Annotated in this window: 13 protein-coding genes, 1 tRNA gene and 1 other RNA gene; 12 read left to right on the top strand and 3 right to left on the bottom strand. The window is 61.2% G+C overall.

Annotated features, from left to right (window positions below):
* The first annotated feature begins 174 nt into the window (after positions 1 to 174).
* The 4 genes from HGSM_RS01400 to HGSM_RS01385 all read left to right on the top strand — a co-directional run bounded on the left by HGSM_RS01400 (position 175) and on the right by HGSM_RS01385 (position 6,059).
* The gene (locus HGSM_RS01400; RefSeq protein WP_040594221.1) at positions 175 to 975 is read left to right on the top strand and encodes a hypothetical protein; all 801 of its coding nucleotides are present in this window, start codon (positions 175 to 177) and stop codon (positions 973 to 975) included.
* Positions 976 to 1,071: 96 nt separating this feature from the next.
* The gene (locus HGSM_RS01395) at positions 1,072 to 2,352 is read left to right on the top strand and encodes a hypothetical protein (protein ID WP_019146949.1); all 1,281 of its coding nucleotides are present in this window, start codon (positions 1,072 to 1,074) and stop codon (positions 2,350 to 2,352) included.
* Between the two features lie 124 nt (positions 2,353 to 2,476).
* Positions 2,477 to 4,447, top strand: a complete 1,971-nt coding sequence (locus HGSM_RS01390; protein WP_019146948.1) for a glycosyl hydrolase — start codon at positions 2,477 to 2,479, stop codon at positions 4,445 to 4,447.
* A gap of 223 nt (positions 4,448 to 4,670) precedes the next feature.
* Complete coding sequence (locus tag HGSM_RS01385) at positions 4,671 to 6,059, top strand: uracil-xanthine permease family protein (protein ID WP_019146947.1); 1,389 nt, start codon at positions 4,671 to 4,673, stop codon at positions 6,057 to 6,059.
* A 286-nt stretch (positions 6,060 to 6,345) separates the two neighbouring features.
* Here HGSM_RS01385 and HGSM_RS13475 read toward each other — a convergent pair whose 3' ends face one another.
* Complete coding sequence (locus tag HGSM_RS13475) at positions 6,346 to 7,053, bottom strand: LytR C-terminal domain-containing protein (protein ID WP_019146946.1); 708 nt, start codon at positions 7,051 to 7,053, stop codon at positions 6,346 to 6,348.
* A 101-nt stretch (positions 7,054 to 7,154) separates the two neighbouring features.
* Positions 7,155 to 7,457: a type II toxin-antitoxin system VapB family antitoxin gene (locus HGSM_RS01375; protein WP_019146945.1), complete on the bottom strand. Its 303-nt coding sequence runs from the start codon at positions 7,455 to 7,457 to the stop codon at positions 7,155 to 7,157.
* Positions 7,458 to 7,630: 173 nt separating this feature from the next.
* Between HGSM_RS01375 and HGSM_RS01370 the strand changes: the two genes are divergently transcribed.
* Positions 7,631 to 8,353, top strand: coding sequence for a GNAT family N-acetyltransferase (locus HGSM_RS01370; protein WP_019146944.1), 723 nt, complete (start codon positions 7,631 to 7,633; stop codon positions 8,351 to 8,353).
* Positions 8,354 to 8,555: 202 nt separating this feature from the next.
* On the opposite strand, the gene HGSM_RS01365 is transcribed toward HGSM_RS01370, so the two are convergent.
* Positions 8,556 to 8,643, bottom strand: a tRNA-Ser gene (locus HGSM_RS01365).
* Positions 8,644 to 8,812: 169 nt separating this feature from the next.
* Here HGSM_RS01365 and ffs point away from each other — a divergent pair.
* From ffs to HGSM_RS01335, 7 genes are all read left to right on the top strand, one after another.
* Positions 8,813 to 8,907, top strand: an RNA gene (gene ffs / locus HGSM_RS13985) — signal recognition particle sRNA small type.
* Positions 8,908 to 9,673: 766 nt separating this feature from the next.
* Positions 9,674 to 10,585 (top strand): MetQ/NlpA family ABC transporter substrate-binding protein, encoded by a 912-nt coding sequence (locus HGSM_RS01360; protein WP_019146943.1) that lies wholly within the window; start codon positions 9,674 to 9,676, stop codon positions 10,583 to 10,585.
* A 133-nt stretch (positions 10,586 to 10,718) separates the two neighbouring features.
* Positions 10,719 to 11,897: a methionine ABC transporter ATP-binding protein gene (locus tag HGSM_RS01355; protein WP_019146942.1), complete on the top strand. Its 1,179-nt coding sequence runs from the start codon at positions 10,719 to 10,721 to the stop codon at positions 11,895 to 11,897.
* Positions 11,894 to 12,583: a methionine ABC transporter permease gene (locus tag HGSM_RS01350; RefSeq protein ID WP_019146941.1), complete on the top strand. Its 690-nt coding sequence runs from the start codon at positions 11,894 to 11,896 to the stop codon at positions 12,581 to 12,583. Before HGSM_RS01355 ends, HGSM_RS01350 begins: the two co-directional genes overlap by 4 nt.
* A 137-nt stretch (positions 12,584 to 12,720) precedes the next feature.
* A complete protein-coding gene (locus HGSM_RS01345; protein ID WP_040594219.1) occupies positions 12,721 to 16,047 on the top strand; it encodes a DNA polymerase III subunit gamma and tau in 3,327 nt (1,108 codons plus the stop codon).
* A 79-nt stretch (positions 16,048 to 16,126) separates the two neighbouring features.
* Positions 16,127 to 16,726, top strand: a complete 600-nt coding sequence (gene recR / locus HGSM_RS01340) for a recombination mediator RecR (protein ID WP_019146939.1) — start codon at positions 16,127 to 16,129, stop codon at positions 16,724 to 16,726.
* 2 nt (positions 16,727 to 16,728) lie between these two features.
* A complete protein-coding gene (locus HGSM_RS01335) occupies positions 16,729 to 17,340 on the top strand; it encodes a DUF5063 domain-containing protein (RefSeq protein ID WP_019146938.1) in 612 nt (203 codons plus the stop codon).
* Positions 17,341 to 17,366: the final 26 nt, after the last annotated feature.

The raw sequence follows: 17,366 nt of genomic DNA, 5'->3' as shown, positions 1-17,366 counted from the left end.
ACGTGGTCAGAAATGACAACAGCGTCAAAACTTAGTAAAGTGAGTGCCAAATGTGGCGGGCGTCATGTGGCTCCCGCACCAACATCACGATGCAATGACGCATGCACAGCTGAAAGCACTGGTCAGGGCATCACGGTAAACTTCGGAGAACTCAATGTCCACGTTGGGAATGGCATGAACAAGGCACTAATGCTTGTTATCGCCATTGTCATGACATGCGGGATGGCACTCGCGGCCGGCCTCGGCATTTTCTCAGCGTCCTCCTCGGACATCGTCGCAGTCCAAGAAGACACATCAAGTGACGCAACTACGAGCAAACTTGTTGAGCTCGAGCTTGAAGTCTCCGATTCCGCTACGCAGGCGGCACAATCCGAGGCAGAATCGCAAGAGAGCGAAGCCCGTCAACGGCAGAGGCACCTTGAACTCACAGAAGACCTCAAGCTGCAAGAAGTTCGCGATACCTACCTAGCCTTCCCGGCTGCGTTCGATTCCGTCATCGTGAACTACTCAGACGAAGCCCTGTGCGAGGAGCAAAACACCTGCGCCGTGGTCGAATCTGACGGCGAGATTTCGGTGGATCGAGCATGGGTCGTGGACGCAAGCTACCAAGAGATTGAGTACGCCCTTGCGAGAGCCCACGCTGAACTAGCTATCCGCCGCTCTTGGCCTTCAAAGAGTGCAGCCCAAATTGATCTCGAACACGTGATTTCATCGTGTGAGGTCGGACAGGGCAGGAGCCTTCTCAACAGCGTCGCTGCCGCACTCGGCACCTCCCCACAGGCTCGCACTACGTCCTATGACGCTGTTGAGGCCATGGAGGACGTCATCGTTTACACGATGGTCGGGGCCGAGGCTCCGTCAAGGATTTACCCGAGCGCCCTGTACACCAAGGTGCAGGAGCGCATTGCGGAAGAAATCGCGTTTGGAAAGGTGCCAGAGATCGTCGTTCAGGTCTCCGACGCGAACTGCAACTGAGTCTCCGCGTAGAGCCCACGAGCCAACAACGCGAAGACTTAGCAAAGAATACGGAACGTGGTACGCACGCCCCCAAATTAGTGAGAGACTCGAACCATGTTCGAACTCGATCAGGACCTCGATGAAGCCCACATCATTCCGATGTACATCGCGCTTGCCCCACGGGATCCGCGAGATAGCGCACCACGGACCGCGGACGCGGTTCCATACATTGATCCAGTTGCCCCGGACGAGCTTGCCGAACAACTCCTCAACATGTCCATCCCCGCCCAAGTCATTGACGGCAAACTCATTGGGTCACCGGGCTGGGTTATCGCGCGTACTCTCGGCTTTGATGACGGGCGCGCCCTGCGGTGGGCTCCAGAGGAGAACACAACCAAGGGCAGGCTTCCTTCGATCGGGTTCGAGGACGTCGCGTCGCAGTTGGCAAACACCCTGAACACGCACTGCCACATCTCCGATTCTCCGGCTGTCCCGTCCGTCAAAGCTCACGTGGGCGATGTTGTACTCGACCTTGACCGGCGTGCAGAGGCTGTGATTGGTCGCTTCCAGTCGATCGACGGACCACTCCTCGCACACACTGCGGGAGTGAACCTGTGGTTCGCTCACCGCAGCGAGTGGTCGATTGTTGCTGGCGCGGCTGAAGACGGCCCCGAAGGTGGTGACCTCGACGTAGACATGCTTCTGACGTGGCCCAATGTCCAACCAACTGTCGCCTTTGAGCGGGACGGACAATATCGTCGAGTGTCAGTAGCCGTGCACGGCACCATTGTGGTTACACACGAGTGGGGGCCACTGTGGGACATGGTCGATCCGAGGATCGTGGCTGGGGAGGAACTCACCAGCCTGATCGATCTCGGTGAAGAGAACGCAGCCGATATGGTAATCGACTACTTTGAGTCAGCGACCGCCCGCGCGCGCGACTTCGCGCCGTACTTCGACCTCGACGAGGTCGCGCTGGACAGGCTGGACCTCGTGCTGGATTCCCCAGACATGGACGACCCGCTCACCGCTTTTGCGCGGATCCTGGGGCTTCCGGAGGAAGCCGCAGAGGTAGCCGAAGGATGGCGCAGTGGCGCCTCCCTCGAGGGCGCGGCACTGGTTGAGTCCAAGCCGCTGCCACAGGCTATGTGGAACGCGGTAACGACTCTCCCCACGGAGTCGACCTGGACCGCTCGGATGACCCGGCTGTGGCTGACCCGACCCATGTCCTACTACGTGATCAACGGGGCCGAGGTGGCGGCGCTCGCCGCCGGAGCCCGTATGGCTAACCAGCGCGGACACAGGAAGACCGCGATATCGTTGGGTGTCCTTGCGGCAGTTACATGTGCGGACTTCTTTGTTCCAAAGAAGTGGCGCGGCCAGGGGCCGCGCTAGGACCAATCGGCCCGGTTCTCGCGACCCACAGGGGCTTAGACTCAACCGTGATGTTGGTCTGGCCTTTTGGCACCAGCGCACGGCAGTTGACCGTGCACGACACTCGAGAGATAGAGTCACAACCATGAATCCGCATCTCCCTCCCTTCAGCCTCCAGGGACACAACCTTGAGAGTTTGAACGTCGAGGAGTCCGTGGTGTCTGCGCTGTCGCAGTTGCAGGTGGACACCATCGCGCAGATGCCTTGGCTGCACGCGGTTGACGGCATGCTTCCGCCCACGAACCGGTGGTTCTCGCCGCTTGCGTTTGGCTCGCCTGACCCGGTCTTCCCCATGCCGCTGTCCTACATTCAGACGAACCAGGGGTTCGTTTTTGGGCTCCCGCGGGTCACGAGCTCGCGCCACACAGTGTCGAGCCCCGCCGCCCCCGATATCGACGTGAATGTTGGTGCGAGCTCGTACCGCATTGCCCGCCACGATCTGGGGTCCATTACGGTTGAGTTCCTCAACTCCGTGGGCCGCGTGCTGGGCCATGCCGTGATCGCCGAGGGCGTCCCCTACGTGTCGTACACGGCAGACGTGGCACATGATGTCTCGCTGTCGGTTCCGTTCACCATGAAGTACGAATCGTGCGCGATCGCCGAGGTCGAGGGCCAGTCCTACGGACTGGTCACTTCCGGTGCCTACTCGTCACGGTCCATCCGCTTGGTTGCGGGCCAGTTCCTGTCCCTCATCGCATTCCCACGGTTGGCTGATTCGGCCACGCCGGCTGAGGTTGAGCGGTCGGTGCTGCGCCTTGCGCAGCACGCCTCGTTCCCTGTGTCTCACGTGAGTGTCGCGGCTGGTTCGATTTCCGACGATATTGTCACCACAGTCCGTTACGTTGCGGCAGAGAATGGCCCTGTGGCGGTGGTTCGGATGCCGCACCATTTCGGCGCTGCGGGTGACATTCTGGGGGAGTACGAGACGGTCGACGGCACACTACCGTTGATCTCGGCCAAGGTCTTGGAGTGGCGTACACCGCGAGTCTCTCCGGCAGCGGGGCTGGACTTGGACGGGGTTCCTGCGGATGTGTTGGAGGAGATCCGTGCGCAGGTTGTGCTCGATCTCGCGGTTCCGGAGCGCGCCCCTGTTGATTCTTACTTTGGCGGTAAGGCACTTGTGCGCGATGCACAGCTTGCTCGCCTTGCGGACCAGCTTGGGGTTGCCGGTGCTGACGAGTTTCGTGCCGGGTTTGAACGCCGGCTCACGGCCTGGGCTGCCACGGATATGGACTCTAGAACCTTCTTCTTTGATGACGTGTGGATGGGCGTTGTGGGACGCGAGCCGTCGTTCGGCGCCGAGGAGTTCAACGATCACCACACCCAGTACGGGTACTTCATGTACGCGGCGGCGCTCGCCGTCGAGGCCAATGCGGCTCTCCTTGAGGTGCTTGAGAGCCGTATTGATGCCCTTGCGTTCGACGTGGCCTCTCCGGTGCTCACGGATTCTGTTCCCCAGCTCAGGGTGTTCGATCCGTACAAGGGCCACTCGTGGGCCAGCGGACGTGCTCCATTTGACGAGGGTAACAACCAGGAGTCGATCTCCGAGGCGGTTAACTCCTGGAACGGCCTCGCGCTGTGGGCGAAGGTAACCGGGCGGGAGTGGCTAGCGGACCTCGCGCAGTGGCTCCTGTCCCTCGAAGCGGCTTCCGCCCAGTCCTACTGGCTCAACTTCGACCGGAAGGATCCGGTTCGCTTGGCATACAAGCACTCGATCGCTCCGCTGGTGTGGGGAGCCAAGCACGACTACGCCACGTGGTTCTCGGGGGAGAAGTCCGCGATGCTCGGCATCCTTCTCCTTCCGATGTCTCCCGTATCGGTGTACCTCGCGCAGGACGCCGAGCGTATCCTCGACAACCTTGAGGAGGTCGTGGGTTACTACGACAACTATGCGGTGACCTACGGCGACTACCTTGTCATGTACGCCGCGCTCGCCGGCGGGGCTACGGCAGAGAAGGCCTGGCAGATTGCGCGGGACTTCGAGCCGGAACTGGTGGATGACGGTAACTCCAAGGCCTACATGATGGCGTGGGTGGCCTCCCGTCGCTCTTACTGACGCGCCTCGGCTGAACCTGCATATTCGCGCAACGTGACGTAAATCTATGCCCCACGTTATCCGTTTTTAGTAGGTTTTCCCATCCGCATATTGAGATGACTTCGTTTACCTCAGTGATTCTATGCGGCTCCTAAGAGTATTCTCCCCTAGGGCCTGTTCGGGCTGCCCCCGCATCAGGGGCGCATTACGCGGGGCACACGCGCACAAAAACATAGGAGAAACTGTGAGTTTCGGTTGGAAGCTGTTCGGCGATGGCAAGACCATCGGGCCGAAGGACGTTGTTGGCCCAGGAGAGCGCCTGACGTGGCCTCGCACCATCGGAATCGGTCTGCAGCACATCGTCGCGATGTTCGGTGCAACCTTCCTTGTTCCACTGCTTACGGGATTCCCTCCAGCAACCACGCTGTTCTTCTCCGCAATCGGAACCATGCTGTTCCTGCTCATCACGGGCAACCGGCTCCCTAGCTACCTGGGATCGTCCTTCGCGTTCATCGCACCGCTCGCTGCCGCAACCAGCAGCCACGGCCACGCCGGCGCAATCTTCGGTGTGTTGTCCGCCGGTATCCTCCTCGCGATCATCGGTGTCATTGTGCACTTTGCGGGTGTGCGTTGGATCGAGGTGACCATGCCTCCTGTCGTGACAGGTACCATCGTGGCCCTGATCGGCTTCAACCTTGCGCCAGCTGCATGGGGTGGCACCGCCCTCCTAAAGGACGAGAACGGCAACGTCATCCTCAACGAAGCTGGCCAAGTTACTGAGATCGTCACCGGTGGTTTCCGCGCAGCGCCAGTCACTGCATTTGTCACCCTCGCCGCGATCATCCTGATCACCGTTCTGTTCCGCGGCTTGATCGGCCGCCTTGCCATCCTCCTCGGCGTGCTCGTCGGATATGCATTCGCTGCATTCCGTGGAGAGGTCAACTTCCAGGCGATCTCGGACGCTGCCTGGGTCGGTCTGCCTGAGTTCACCACCCCGGAGTTCTCGCCCGCGGTCCTTGGCTTGTTCCTCCCCGTTGTGTTCGTCCTCGTTGCTGAGAACATCGGTCACGTGAAGTCCGTGTCCGCGATGACCGGCCAGAACCTCGACAAGGTCACCGGCCGCGCACTCATGGCTGACGGCCTGGCAACCACCCTCGCGGGAATCGGCGGTGGTTCCGGTACGACCACGTATGCCGAGAACATCGGTGTCATGGCTGCAACCCGCGTGTACTCGACCGCCGCATACTGGGTGGCCGGCGTGGGTGCGCTCTTCCTCAGCCTCTCGCCAAAGTTCGGCGCTGCGATCTCGACTGTTCCAGCCGGAGTCCTCGGCGGAGCGGCAACCCTGCTCTACGGAATGATCGGAATGCTCGGTATCCGTATCTGGATGCAGAACCGCGTTGACTTCTCCAACCCAATCAACCTGACCTCCGCCGCAGTGCCGCTCATTATCGGCATGGCAAACTTCACGTACGCCAACGGAGACCTCAAGTTCGAGGGCATCGCAATCGGCTGCGCGGCAGCACTCGTGATCTTCCACGTGATGACGCTGCTCGCAAAGTGGCGCGGCACCTACGCCGAGCCAGCTTCGCCAGCATCGGCACCTGCGGGCTCGGAGCTTGAAGGTAAGTAGTCTTCGGCAGGTAGTGCGGTGGCCCGCTAGAGCAGGCTCTGGCCTGCTTTAGCGCGACTGAACTTGGTGCCAGTGGCACGCGGTGCGTGACGGAACGCGGTGCGTGACGGAACGCGGTGCGTGACGGAACGCGGTGCGTGACGGAACGCGGTGCGTGACGGAACGCGGTGCCTGACGCACACAATGCAACACGCACGCATCGCAAGACGCACGCAAAGGGCGGTGTGGTTCCTGTGGGAACCACACCGCCCTTTGCGTGTTTGGTAACTGGGCGACCGGGGGCTGACTACGCGCCAGTGTCCTCTTCGGTCGCCTTGTCGTCGGGGGCATTCTCTTCAGCGCCCTTGTCGGTTGTGGAAGTGTCTTCTTCCTCGTCCTTGGCTTCAGGGGCTTCGACCTTGTCAGTGAGCTCCCAGAGGTCCTTGCAGCCTTCACGGGTAATCATCGGGGTCTCTGCCTCAAGTTCCACGTTCTCGGTTGCCACAAGCCCGCTGAAGCTTTCGCCAATGTTGACCGTAATGGTCTTGTTCTCGATGGTGTCATCCAGAATGATGGCGGAGGTTTGGAAGTGCGCGGCGAGCGTATATGCGCGCGAAAGCGCTCCTGGACCATAAACGATCGAGGTGACCATTCGTGGAGAGGTGGAGTTGCCTGTCTTTCCAATCTTCATGCCACGGTTGGAGAGTTCCTTGGCCACGGCAGCAGCGACGCCGCCTTGCTCCGAGGCGTTTAGGACGTTGACCTTAATCTTTCCTGCGGCCACGGGCATGGTCTTGGCTGGAAGGCAGGCTACGTCAGTAACCGGGTCCACGACCTTCTGCTTTGAACTGAATCCAGAGTCAAACGGCAATGCGATCGCGCCGTTGTACACGCCTATTGCCCACAGCCCGATGATTCCGAGTATTGCGGCGAGCACGCCAAAGACAATCGCCTGACGTTCACGTACACGGCGCCGGCGAATCGACCGGGCTCGTGCGATGTTTTCCTGACTCACGTGGACTGCTACCTCGGAAATGTTTTGGGATATTGAGACCAGATTAACGGACTTTCCCCGCGAATCTGGGCCTATTCCGGTGTGGGTTTGGTCTGGCGTAGTTAACTAGGCTCTACGGTATGAACGCGCGCGTGCAGCATGAGTCGTTGCTGCAGGGCTGCGCGCACTGCACGGTGCAGGCCATCCTCGAGGTAGAGGACACCCTGGTACTCGATCACGTGGGCAAACAAATCGCCATAGAACGTGGAGTCGTCAGTAAGCAGTGTGTCCAAGTCGAGGGTCCGCTTTGTGGTGACCAGATCCGCGAGTCGCACCTGGCGCGGCGGTACAGATGCCCAGTCGCGCGGGGTCTTGAGCGCGTGCTCTGGGTATGGGCGGCCGTCGCCTACGCGTTTGAAGATCATGGGGACAGTCTACTAATCCGCACCTTTCTTTGGTGTCCGCGGGAACGGGAGCCTCGTGAGGTTACGTAGGTGAAATCGTGAAGGCGCCCATCGGCGCCACAAATTTAGATTGCGCTGCCCGCTTTCGCGGGCGAGCATTGTCGTACGACTCCCGTGGAAAGGCTTTACCTGTGATGACCTCGACTTTTGTGGAAACGTGGCGTGGTCCGTTTACGTCTGGTGACTACCTTATTAACGACGATTCACTGACCCTCGTGGTGAACACCAGTCTGCGGGAAGGCCGTAGCGCCGCGATCCTCGTCGAAAGTTCAGGAACTACTCGCGTTGTAGTGCGCCCTGAGGTCGCCCGGTCCTGCGGGTGGGACGCGGCGAATGTGCCCTCCAGCCTCGATCAGGTACGGGAGGGCCTCATGGCAAACGGAGTGATTCTCAACGATCCTGACTGCATCTTTGGATTCGCAGGATTGGACCTCTCGAGCCGAGCTGGTGAGGCGGGAGGGATCATCATCCGAGAGTTGAACGAGAACGACGCAGCAGCCTTCTCACAGTTCGTTTCGCATTCTAGTGAGGATGATGTGGACGAGGCGTATGTCGAGCTCGACCACTGGCTTGTGATGGGCCTCTTCGCGGGGGATCAACTCGCGAGCGCCTCGAGCGCCTATCCATGGGGCGAGACCAAGGCCGCAGACATCGGAATCTTGACTTCGGAAGATCAGCGCGGCAAGGGCTACGGAACACTCCTGGTGAATGCGATCTCCCATGCAATCCGGCAACGTGGCTACGAGCCGCAGTACCGCTGCCAGCTGGAGAACGTGGCCTCGGCGGGGACCGCGAGGGCATCCGGCTTCGAGCTGTTCGGTATGTGGGAGATCGCTGAGTTGGCACAAAACGACTGAGGGGTGGATGGCCGTTGCCACATGCTTCCCCTCAGGGCAGGGCCCGGCGGTGCAGTTTGAGCGCAGCACAAGGCTGGCTGTTTGTGGAATGCAGAACTATCGGCATCGTGCACGGCACGCAATCCGCTGTATCGGGAGCACAGCACAGGGGGTCCTGATGCAACGCAAAAGCCCCGCTCTGTTGAGCGGGGCTTTTGCTTTGTGGCGGAGGATGGGGGATTCGAACCCCCGAGGGCTTGCACCCAACCGCCTTTCCAAGACGGCGCCATAGGCCACTAGGCGAATCCTCCTAGTCGGAAGCTTCCGGAACAGGTTCCAGTAACTTGCCAGCCAGAAAAGAGTATCGAACTTTTTCCGAAATACCGAATCCAGAGCCCCAAGGTGATGCACCCCACGTTGGTGCTGTATGCCTGAGGCGAACTGGTTTGGGTTTGGCGCGGTCGGTGGGTTAATCTGGAGACCGACTCCTCGTGTGGCGTCATCTCACTGAATCCCCAGGGCAGGAATGCAGCAAGGGCAGGTGAGCTCTGGCGGGTGCACGAGGAGTCTTTTTTGTCCCTTGGCGCTGGCGCTGTGGGATACCGAGTTTCGGGTTTCGGGATGGCCTGTGCCCCAGTTCCCCTCCCATTTTCCGTGAGTGCCGTGTTTCTGCATCGAGTGCCGTCGCGCGGGGACGGCACTCGATGCTGTTGAGCGGCACTCGCGAGAGGTGCAGCACGACCAAGGCGGGATACCGAGTTTCGGGTTTCGGGATGGCCTGTGCCCCAGTTCCCCTTCCGTTTTCCTTGAGCGTCCAGAATGGGGATCGCCCGACGTCCGCAATGTGGAACGATGGGACCTTGTTCTGAGGGTTGCATCCACTTTTGCACCATTTAGCAATCCAAGAATTGTCCGAAATTCGAGACGATCGCTATCTCGCTGGTGCCGGGGGAGTCGAACCCCCATGATGGATACATGATCAGTTCACAGCACTCAGAGATTTCGCGCCAGGCATTCATGCCCCGTGCGATGTGCTGTGGCATGCGCTCGATGCTCTGCGGGTGTAACCGCTAACAAGCGGTTCGCCCGAATCGAGGAATCACTCGATACGAGCTGTAGGGACAGGAGTCGACGTCCTTACACACAGGTTGCGCTGTGACTGCCCAGGTCTTGGGAGTCACTGACTAGAATCCCCGTTGTTTTCCGCCTTTGGCGAGCCCCTGTGCTCGAAAGGCATGCGAAGAACCAGGCAACGAGGGTTCGCATGGCTGGTAAGCCATTCAACGTTCCGAGGGCTCACGCCCAGCAGGTGACCCCTGCAATCCTCATGGAGAAAACACAATGTCACGCAAGTCCGTACTTAAGTCCGTAGCTGCAGCAGCACTCACCGCCACCCTCGCTTTCTCGCTCTCCGCTTGCGGCGCAGACGACAAGGGTTCCGCCGAAGAAGGCGCGGACACTAAGGGCACCAAGGAAAACCCCGTCACTATCGGTGTCGTTGGTGCAGAAGACTACTGGGCCACTTTCGAGACCGAGGCTGAAAAGCAGGGTCTGTTCGTGGATATCAAGGATCTTGGTGACTACCAGCTCCCGAACAAGGCTGTGACCGCAGGCGAACTCGACCTGAACCAGTTCCAGCACCTGCTCTTCCTCGCCAACTACAACGTTGATGCAAATGAGGACCTCACCCCAATCGCCGGAACCGCCGTGTATCCGCTGGGTGTGTACTCCAAGAAGCACACCTCCGTTGACTCGATTACGGGCGGCGAAGTTGCTGTTCCAAACGACCCAACTAACCTGTCCCGCGCACTCCTCGTGCTCCAGGACGCTGGCCTGATTAAGCTCAAGGATGGCGGCTCCGCGTTCTCCACCGAGCTTGACGTCCTCCCTGAGTCCAAGGTCAAGGTCACCCCGGTTGACGCCACCCAGACCGTGCTCGCTCTCGACTCCGTTGAGGCTTCCGTGGTGAACAACGACTTCCTCGCAGACGCAGGGCTGAAGGCGACGGACGCGATCTACAAGGACTCCGCTGAGGCTGAAGGCGCTCGCCCTTACATCAACATCTGGGTAACGCGTGCCGAGGACAAGGACAACGCGGTGTACAAGAAGGTCATCGACGTCTACAAGTCCCAGACTGTTCAGGACGGCGTTCTCGCAGCTTCCGGTGGAACCGCAGCTTTTGCAAACCAGAGCGGCGAGGAGCTTACTGGCTTCCTCAAGGACATCGAAGAGCAGATCAAGGCTTCGAAGTAACACACGTACATCAGGCGAGGCGGCTACCGCGCAATCTAGGATTGCGGGTAGTCGCCTTGCGGCGTAGCGGGGCACCAGGCACGCCCCACGAAGCTGCGTTCCACAGCAACCGTTCTGATGATCGGAGCCACTCATGAGCCAGTCCACAGCACCCATTGTGGAATTTCGAGGTGCCAGCAAGCGCTTCAAGGCTAAGAACAGCGATGTCAAAGCTGTCGACAACGTAAGCCTGTCCATCAACGCAGGCGAGATTTTTGGTGTCATCGGATACTCGGGGGCGGGCAAGTCCACGCTCGTGCGCATGATTAATGCGCTCGAACCGGCATCCAGCGGAACTGTGATCGTCGATGGACACGACCTGTCCACTCTCGGTGAGCCGGGTCTGCGAACGCTGCGCCAGGAGATCGGAATGATCTTCCAGCAGTTCAATCTGTTGCAGTCGCGCACCGTTGCACGCAACGTGGAGTACCCGCTCGAGGTAGCGGGTGTGGCTAAGCAGGAGCGCAAACGCCGCGTGGCCGAGTTGCTCGAGTTCGTTGGCCTATCTGACAAGGCCAAGTCGTTCCCCTCCCAACTTTCGGGTGGACAGAAGCAACGCGTCGGCATCGCCCGCGCGCTCGCCACCAATCCCAAGATCCTGCTTGCGGACGAGTCGACCTCGGCGCTGGACCCTGAAACCACCCGTGACGTCCTCGAGCTGTTGGCCAAGGTCAATCGGGAGCGTGGCATCACCATCGTGGTCATCACGCACGAGATGGACGTAGTGAAGCACATCTGCGACCGCGTCGCAGTCATGGAACTAGGCAAGGTCGTGGAGGAGGGCACCGTATTCCAGGTGTTCTCCCACCCTGAGCACCCCGCCACCAAGAAGTTCGTCTCAACCGCGATCAAGGACAAGCCGGACCCCGAAACCCTCGCCCGGTTGCGCGGGCGTCACACCGAGCGCCTCATCACCGTGTTCGTGCACGAGGACGGAGGCTACGGACGCCGCATCACGGATGTCTTGCACGACCACAATGTCCGCGGCGGAATCGTGTACGGCGGTATCTCCGAAATCAAGCAGCGTCCGTTCGGCTCACTGACCTGGGGCCTTGAGGGAACTGACGCAGACATTGCCGCAGTGATTGCGGAGCTGAGCCAGTACACCCAGGTTGTTGACCTGGGGACGTCTGCGAATCCGCTCGATGGGTTCGGCTATGACATCTTCACCCAGGAAGGTGAACCCGCCGACTATGTAGACCACTACGCGCAGGCAGAGAACCAAGACTCAGCGAACCCGTTCTCGCGCTTCTTTGGAGGTAAGAAGAAATGATCACCTTCCAAGGCGGGCTCGCCGCCGCAACGGACTGGTCGCAGATGGGTCCGAAACTCATCGAGGAGTTGGGCACCACCCTGTACATGGTGGGTGCTTCTCTGCTTATTGGTGGGCTCCTAGGTCTCGCGATGGGCCTAGCGCTTTACCTGACTCGGCGTGGAAATCTCTTTGAGAACGCGTTCGTGTTCAATCTACTCAACGTGATCGTGAACTTTATTCGCCCGATCCCGTTCATCATCTTCATCACCGCGATGGGCCCAATTACGCAGGCGCTTACCGGCACGATTCTTGGACCCAAGCCCGCGATTGTGGCGATGTCGGTTATGACGATGATGGCGTTCTCGCGATTGGTCGAGCAGAACCTCGTCTCTCTGGACCCCGGTGTCATCGAAGCGTCTCGTGCGATGGGTGCGTCCCGGTGGAGGGTCATTCGCACCGTCATCATTCCCGAGGCACTCGGCCCGCTGATCCTCGGCTTCACATTCCTGTTCATCGGCGTTGTGGACATGTCCGCGATGGCTGGCGCCGTGGGTGCCGGCGGCCTCGGTGACTTGGCGCTGCGTTGGGGCTACCAGCGCATGAACTGGGAGATCACGTTCGTTACTCTGTTGGTGATCGTCGCTATCGTGCAGGCCGCCCAGTTCCTGGGCAACTGGCTCGCACGCCGCGTCATGCGCCGCTGAAACCTCACAAAATTATCGACGATCGAGGCCGGTACCTGCGCAGGTACCGGCCTCGATCGTCGATAATAAGTAAAAGCGCGAGATTTCTCGCAGCGGACCGAGCCCACAGTGTCAGTGATCTCCACTAAGGTTGCTGTGTGAGCACAGCACTTTATCGCAGGTACCGCCCGGACACTTTCGGGGACATGATCGGGCAGGAGCACGTGACTGAGCCTCTTATGCAGGCTCTCCGCTCCAACCGGGTCAACCATGCCTACCTGTTTTCGGGTCCGCGAGGCTGCGGTAAGACCACCTCGGCGCGCATCCTCGCACGCATTTTGAACTGTGCCGAGAACACTGAGGCAAACCCCACGGACACTCCGTGCGGCGTGTGCCCATCGTGCTTGGAGTTGGCGACCGGCGGCTCTGGGTCGCTCGACGTGGTCGAGATCGACGCTGCGTCCCACGGTGGTGTGGATGACGCCCGTGATCTGCGTGAACGCGCCACGTTCAGCCCAACTCGTGATCGCTTCAAGATCTTCATTCTCGACGAGGCCCACATGGTCACCGCGCAGGGCTTCAATGCTCTGCTCAAGATCGTGGAGGAGCCGCCACCCTACCTGAAGTTCATCTTTGCTACGACCGAGCCCGAGAAGGTCATTGGGACGATCCGCTCGCGCACCCACCACTATCCATTCAAGTTGGTCGCGCCGGACACGATGCACCGCTACCTCGAGCAGTTGTGCCAGGCCGAGGGCATCAGCGCAGGAGAGGGCGTGCTTCCGCTGGTCGTGCGCGCCGGTGGCGGCTCGGTCCGTGACACCCTGTCGGTCCTGGACCAGCTCATCGCTGGCGCCCAGGGCGGCCAGCTCCAGTACGATTCGGCCGTTGCGTTGCTCGGATTTACCCCTTCAACGCTTCTCGATGATGTGGCTCAGTCTCTTGTGTCACGTGACGGTGCCGCTCTGTTCGGTGTGATCGAGCAGATCATCAACACCGGTCATGAGCCTCGCAGGTTTATTGAGGACTTGCTCGAGCGCTTGCGTGACCTCGTGGTCATCTCCCTGTCGGGCGACGGTGCGCGGTCGATCTTCTCTACGGTGCCTGCCGACCAGTTCGAGCGCATGGTGGCGCAGGCCCAGTCGTTGGGCTCTGCGGAGCTTTCGCGATCCGCGGACGTAGTCAACAGCGCGTTGTCCGAGATGAGCGGGGCGACCTCGCCTCGCCTGCACCTCGAACTGCTGTGCGCACGCCTACTCTTGCCCGCAGCAGACGGATCGGCATCCGGTCTCGGCGCGCGAATCGATGGGATTGAGCGTGCGCTTGCTGGCGGCGCTGTACCTAGTGGTGCGGTACCTAGTGGCGGGGTGTCCGGCGGCGCTGTTTCCCGTGGCGTGAGCGGCCCAACGGTTGCAGGATCTGCGGATGGGGGACTTGGTGGTCACACACCGGTAGAGCCTTCCCAAGCGACCCCGGTTTCCTCCGCCCCCGTTGCGTCAAGCGATGGCACCCGCAGGGTTTCGCTGCGCCCAGAGTCGACTCGCCGCAAGCCTGCTGATGCTCCCGCCTCGGCGCGTCCACAGCAGACCGAAGCCTCGAGCGTCCCCACCGGGCTTGGCCAATCCACTGCGCCGACGGGCATCTTTGCGCAGTCCGCGCCGTCGCCAGAACGAGCCGCACCTCGCGTTCAGGAGACTGTTTCACAAACCCAGTCCGAGCCAGTTGCTGCTGCACCGCAGGCGGAGCGCGTAGCGGAGTCGGCACAGCGCGTAGCGGAGCCGGCACCGCGCGAGCCCGCGGTGGCTCCTGTGCCAGTGTCCGAGCAGGTCGCGCAGGCGGTTCCCGCAGCCCAGCCGGCAACTGCCATGCCAGCAGCACCCACGGTTGAAGCTCAGCGTCCCGAGCCTGCTGCTCCAGTGACCCAAGCCGAGCAGCCTGACCCACGTGCGGCGGCTACTGCGAGTGCAGCGCCGGCGCAGGCTTCAGCCCCTGCCCAGGCGCAGCCGTCGGCAAGTGCTTCTTCCGCAGAGTCCGAGGCGTTCAAGGCACGTTGGCCGGAGGTCCTTGAAGCGCTTGCCGGCCACTCCCGTGCACTCTGGGCCCTTGTGAACCAGTACGCCAAGGTTGAAGGTCTGGACGCCAACGCCGCGTACATCTCGATGCCCAACGCGCAGCTACTAGGAACTCTTGCGCAGCGCTCGGGAGACCAGCAGATCTCGGCGGCAATCAAGGAGACACTCGGGTTCGACGTCCAGGTGGTCATCGACCTGGAGGGCTCACCCAAGTTCCCAAAAGCAGGTAGCAGCCCTGCACCAGCAGCGGCTGCGCCAGGAAATGCCAAAGCACACCCTGTAGCGCACACCGCACCGCACACCAACGAACCCGCCCGAGTGCAGGCGCCTGCGGCACTATCTGAGCCTGTGACGCCTTCGGAGCCTGTGTTGCCTCACGCGCCGGCGGCTACCCAAACGGGCCCAGGTGCACCGGAGGCGCACCTTTCGCCGCTCGCGCAGACGCCGGAAGGCTCACAATCACCCGCAACTGCACACTCTCCAGCAGACGCCCACAACCCAGCGGCAGCCCAGAATGCCGACGGTTCTCACTCGCCTGCTGGCCACCACGACCTCGCCGGTTCCGAATACATCCCGGAACCTGAGTTCGATGGCGCGCACTACGAGGAACCTGCCGGTTACCCTCAAGAGCCGCAACACCCGGCCGAGGAGACACCAGAACCGGAGCCGGCACCCCGCAAACCATTCGATGCGTCCTCCGCCGTCGGCGTGTTCGGCGGTGCGATCGGGGCGCTCGCGCAGGCGCGCAAGGTCAACACATCGAACATCTCGAGCCTCAGCAACGCCACGCAGGCTGTGGTGTCCAAGCTCAGTTCGCGGGATACATCGGGCGCTAGCGCCTCGTCCGGGTCGTCAACCCGCTCGCCGATCTCGGCCGCGACCCCGCACGAGTACTCGAACTCCGGGCATCAGCCCGTGCACGCGCCAAACGGACCGGTGGACGACCACCATGCTCCCGAGCCGCCGTCGGACTACGGTGATCCGTACCCGCACGACGACTACAACACCTACGATGCTGGCCACAACCGCACGTCCACGGGCGCACCGACCACGGTCCCACCGTGGGAGGAAGCTCCGCAGGGAAGCGCCGTACCAACAGCGGTGAGCCCGGCAACGGATACCGCGGCCTCCGCGCACCCCGTTGCGCCACGCCCAAGCTACTCGTCGAGCCAAGCCACGCCGGTAGCCCCAAGCGGCCAGGATTTCGCGGCCGGCGCTGTTCGGGAAACCCCGCGCCAAGCCGCACAAAGGCGAGCACTCGAGCAGGCGAACAGGGAAGCGGAACGTCGCAAAATCGTCGATGATCCGCAGCCTGATGATGAAGACCTCGAGTCCACCGGACTCGTTGGGGTTCCTCTGGTCGTCGCTATGCTCGGCGGGGTCATCATCGAGGAAATCACCGACGAAGTCTAGGCACCCACTCAATGCAGGAAGGCCGCGCGTCACACCGACGGGCGGCCTTTCTTGTGCCCCGAACCAGTAGGCTAGAGGCGTGTATGAAGGCGCAGTCCAAGACTTAATCGATGAACTCGGACGACTCCCAGGAGTCGGCCCCAAGAGTGCCCAACGCATTGCGTTCCACATCCTTGCCTCGGACAAGGATGACGTGATGCGGCTAGTTTCGGCGTTGACGGAAGTCAAAGCACGCGTGCGCTTCTGCGAGGTCTGCGGAAACGTCTCCGAGGAGGAACGCTGCCGAATCTGCATGGACGCACGCCGCTCGGACGTGGTCATCTGTGTGGTCGAGGAAGCTAAGGACGTCGTTGCCATTGAGCGGACCAGGGAGTTCCGCGGGCGCTACCACGTGCTCGGCGGAGCGATCAATCCGATGGACAACGTCGGGCCGGACGATCTGCGCATCAAGGAACTCCTCGTACGCCTCTCGGATGGGGTGGTCCAGGAGATCATTCTCGCCATGGACCCGAACGTCGAGGGCGAAGCAACCGCAACCTACCTCGCACGCCTACTCGGACCTATGGGGATTCGGGTGACTCGCCTAGCGTCCGGCCTGCCCGTTGGGGGAGACTTGGAGTACGCCGACGAGGTCACGCTAGGCCGAGCCTTCGAGGGCCGCCGACTCATGGGAAGCTGAACATGGACAAGGACCACGCAGTAGTAGACGACACGGAGACCCCACTCATCTCAATTGAGGCGCTGGGGGAGCTCTCAAAACTTGTTGTGCCACGAGTGCGGGGATTCATTCAGACGGTTGTAGACGTTGCCACAGCCGGCGACCCGGAGGCGTCGATTTCTCTTTTGGTCCTCGCGCTCTCCGACGTCCTCAATGCGGGCGCCCACCTCGGCGCAACCACGGACATCATCCCGCCCAAGCGGTTCGAGCCCGACCTCGGGGACGACCTGGACCTCGACCCTCTGCGTGAGGCGTTGAGCCGGTTGTTTGAGGGGCTCGACACCTACCCGGAGGTCATCGACCCGGTGGTTGGCCCGGAACTCGGGGCGGCAGAGATCTCCTCCGACTTTGCATCGATCATTGAGAGCCTGACGCACGGTCTCCACCACTACGATTCCGGGCATGAGATTGAGGCCCTGTGGTGGTGGCAGTACTCGTACATCGCTTCATGGGGTGAGCGCGCTTCCGCGGTCCTGCGTGTGCTTCAACTGATCCTCATGCACCTTCGTCTTGACATCCCGGATGATGTTGCACAAGCCGCGACGTTTGACGCGCTCTTCGGAGACGAAAACTAGTTCACACAACGACTTGGGGCCCACGT

It is taken from the genome of Timonella senegalensis JC301 (assembly GCF_000312125.1).
Lineage (GTDB): Bacteria > Actinomycetota > Actinomycetes > Actinomycetales > Cellulomonadaceae > Timonella > Timonella senegalensis.
This window is presented reverse-complemented; position numbering and strand designations above follow the sequence as displayed.

Bases quoted from the DNA above. Each gene is read 5' to 3' on its own strand.
- HGSM_RS01400 (WP_040594221.1), top strand. From the start codon at position 175: ATGAACAAGGCACTAATGCTTGTTATCGCCATTGTCATGACATGCGGG.
- HGSM_RS01395 (WP_019146949.1), top strand. From the start codon at position 1,072: ATGTTCGAACTCGATCAGGACCTCGATGAAGCCCACATCATTCCGATG.
- HGSM_RS01390 (WP_019146948.1), top strand. From the start codon at position 2,477: ATGAATCCGCATCTCCCTCCCTTCAGCCTCCAGGGACACAACCTTGAG.
- HGSM_RS01375 (WP_019146945.1), bottom strand. From the start codon at position 7,457: ATGATCTTCAAACGCGTAGGCGACGGCCGCCCATACCCAGAGCACGCG.
- HGSM_RS01370 (WP_019146944.1), top strand. From the start codon at position 7,631: ATGACCTCGACTTTTGTGGAAACGTGGCGTGGTCCGTTTACGTCTGGT.
- HGSM_RS01360 (WP_019146943.1), top strand. From the start codon at position 9,674: ATGTCACGCAAGTCCGTACTTAAGTCCGTAGCTGCAGCAGCACTCACC.
- HGSM_RS01355 (WP_019146942.1), top strand. From the start codon at position 10,719: ATGAGCCAGTCCACAGCACCCATTGTGGAATTTCGAGGTGCCAGCAAG.
- HGSM_RS01350 (WP_019146941.1), top strand. From the start codon at position 11,894: ATGATCACCTTCCAAGGCGGGCTCGCCGCCGCAACGGACTGGTCGCAG.
- HGSM_RS01335 (WP_019146938.1), top strand. From the start codon at position 16,729: ATGGACAAGGACCACGCAGTAGTAGACGACACGGAGACCCCACTCATC.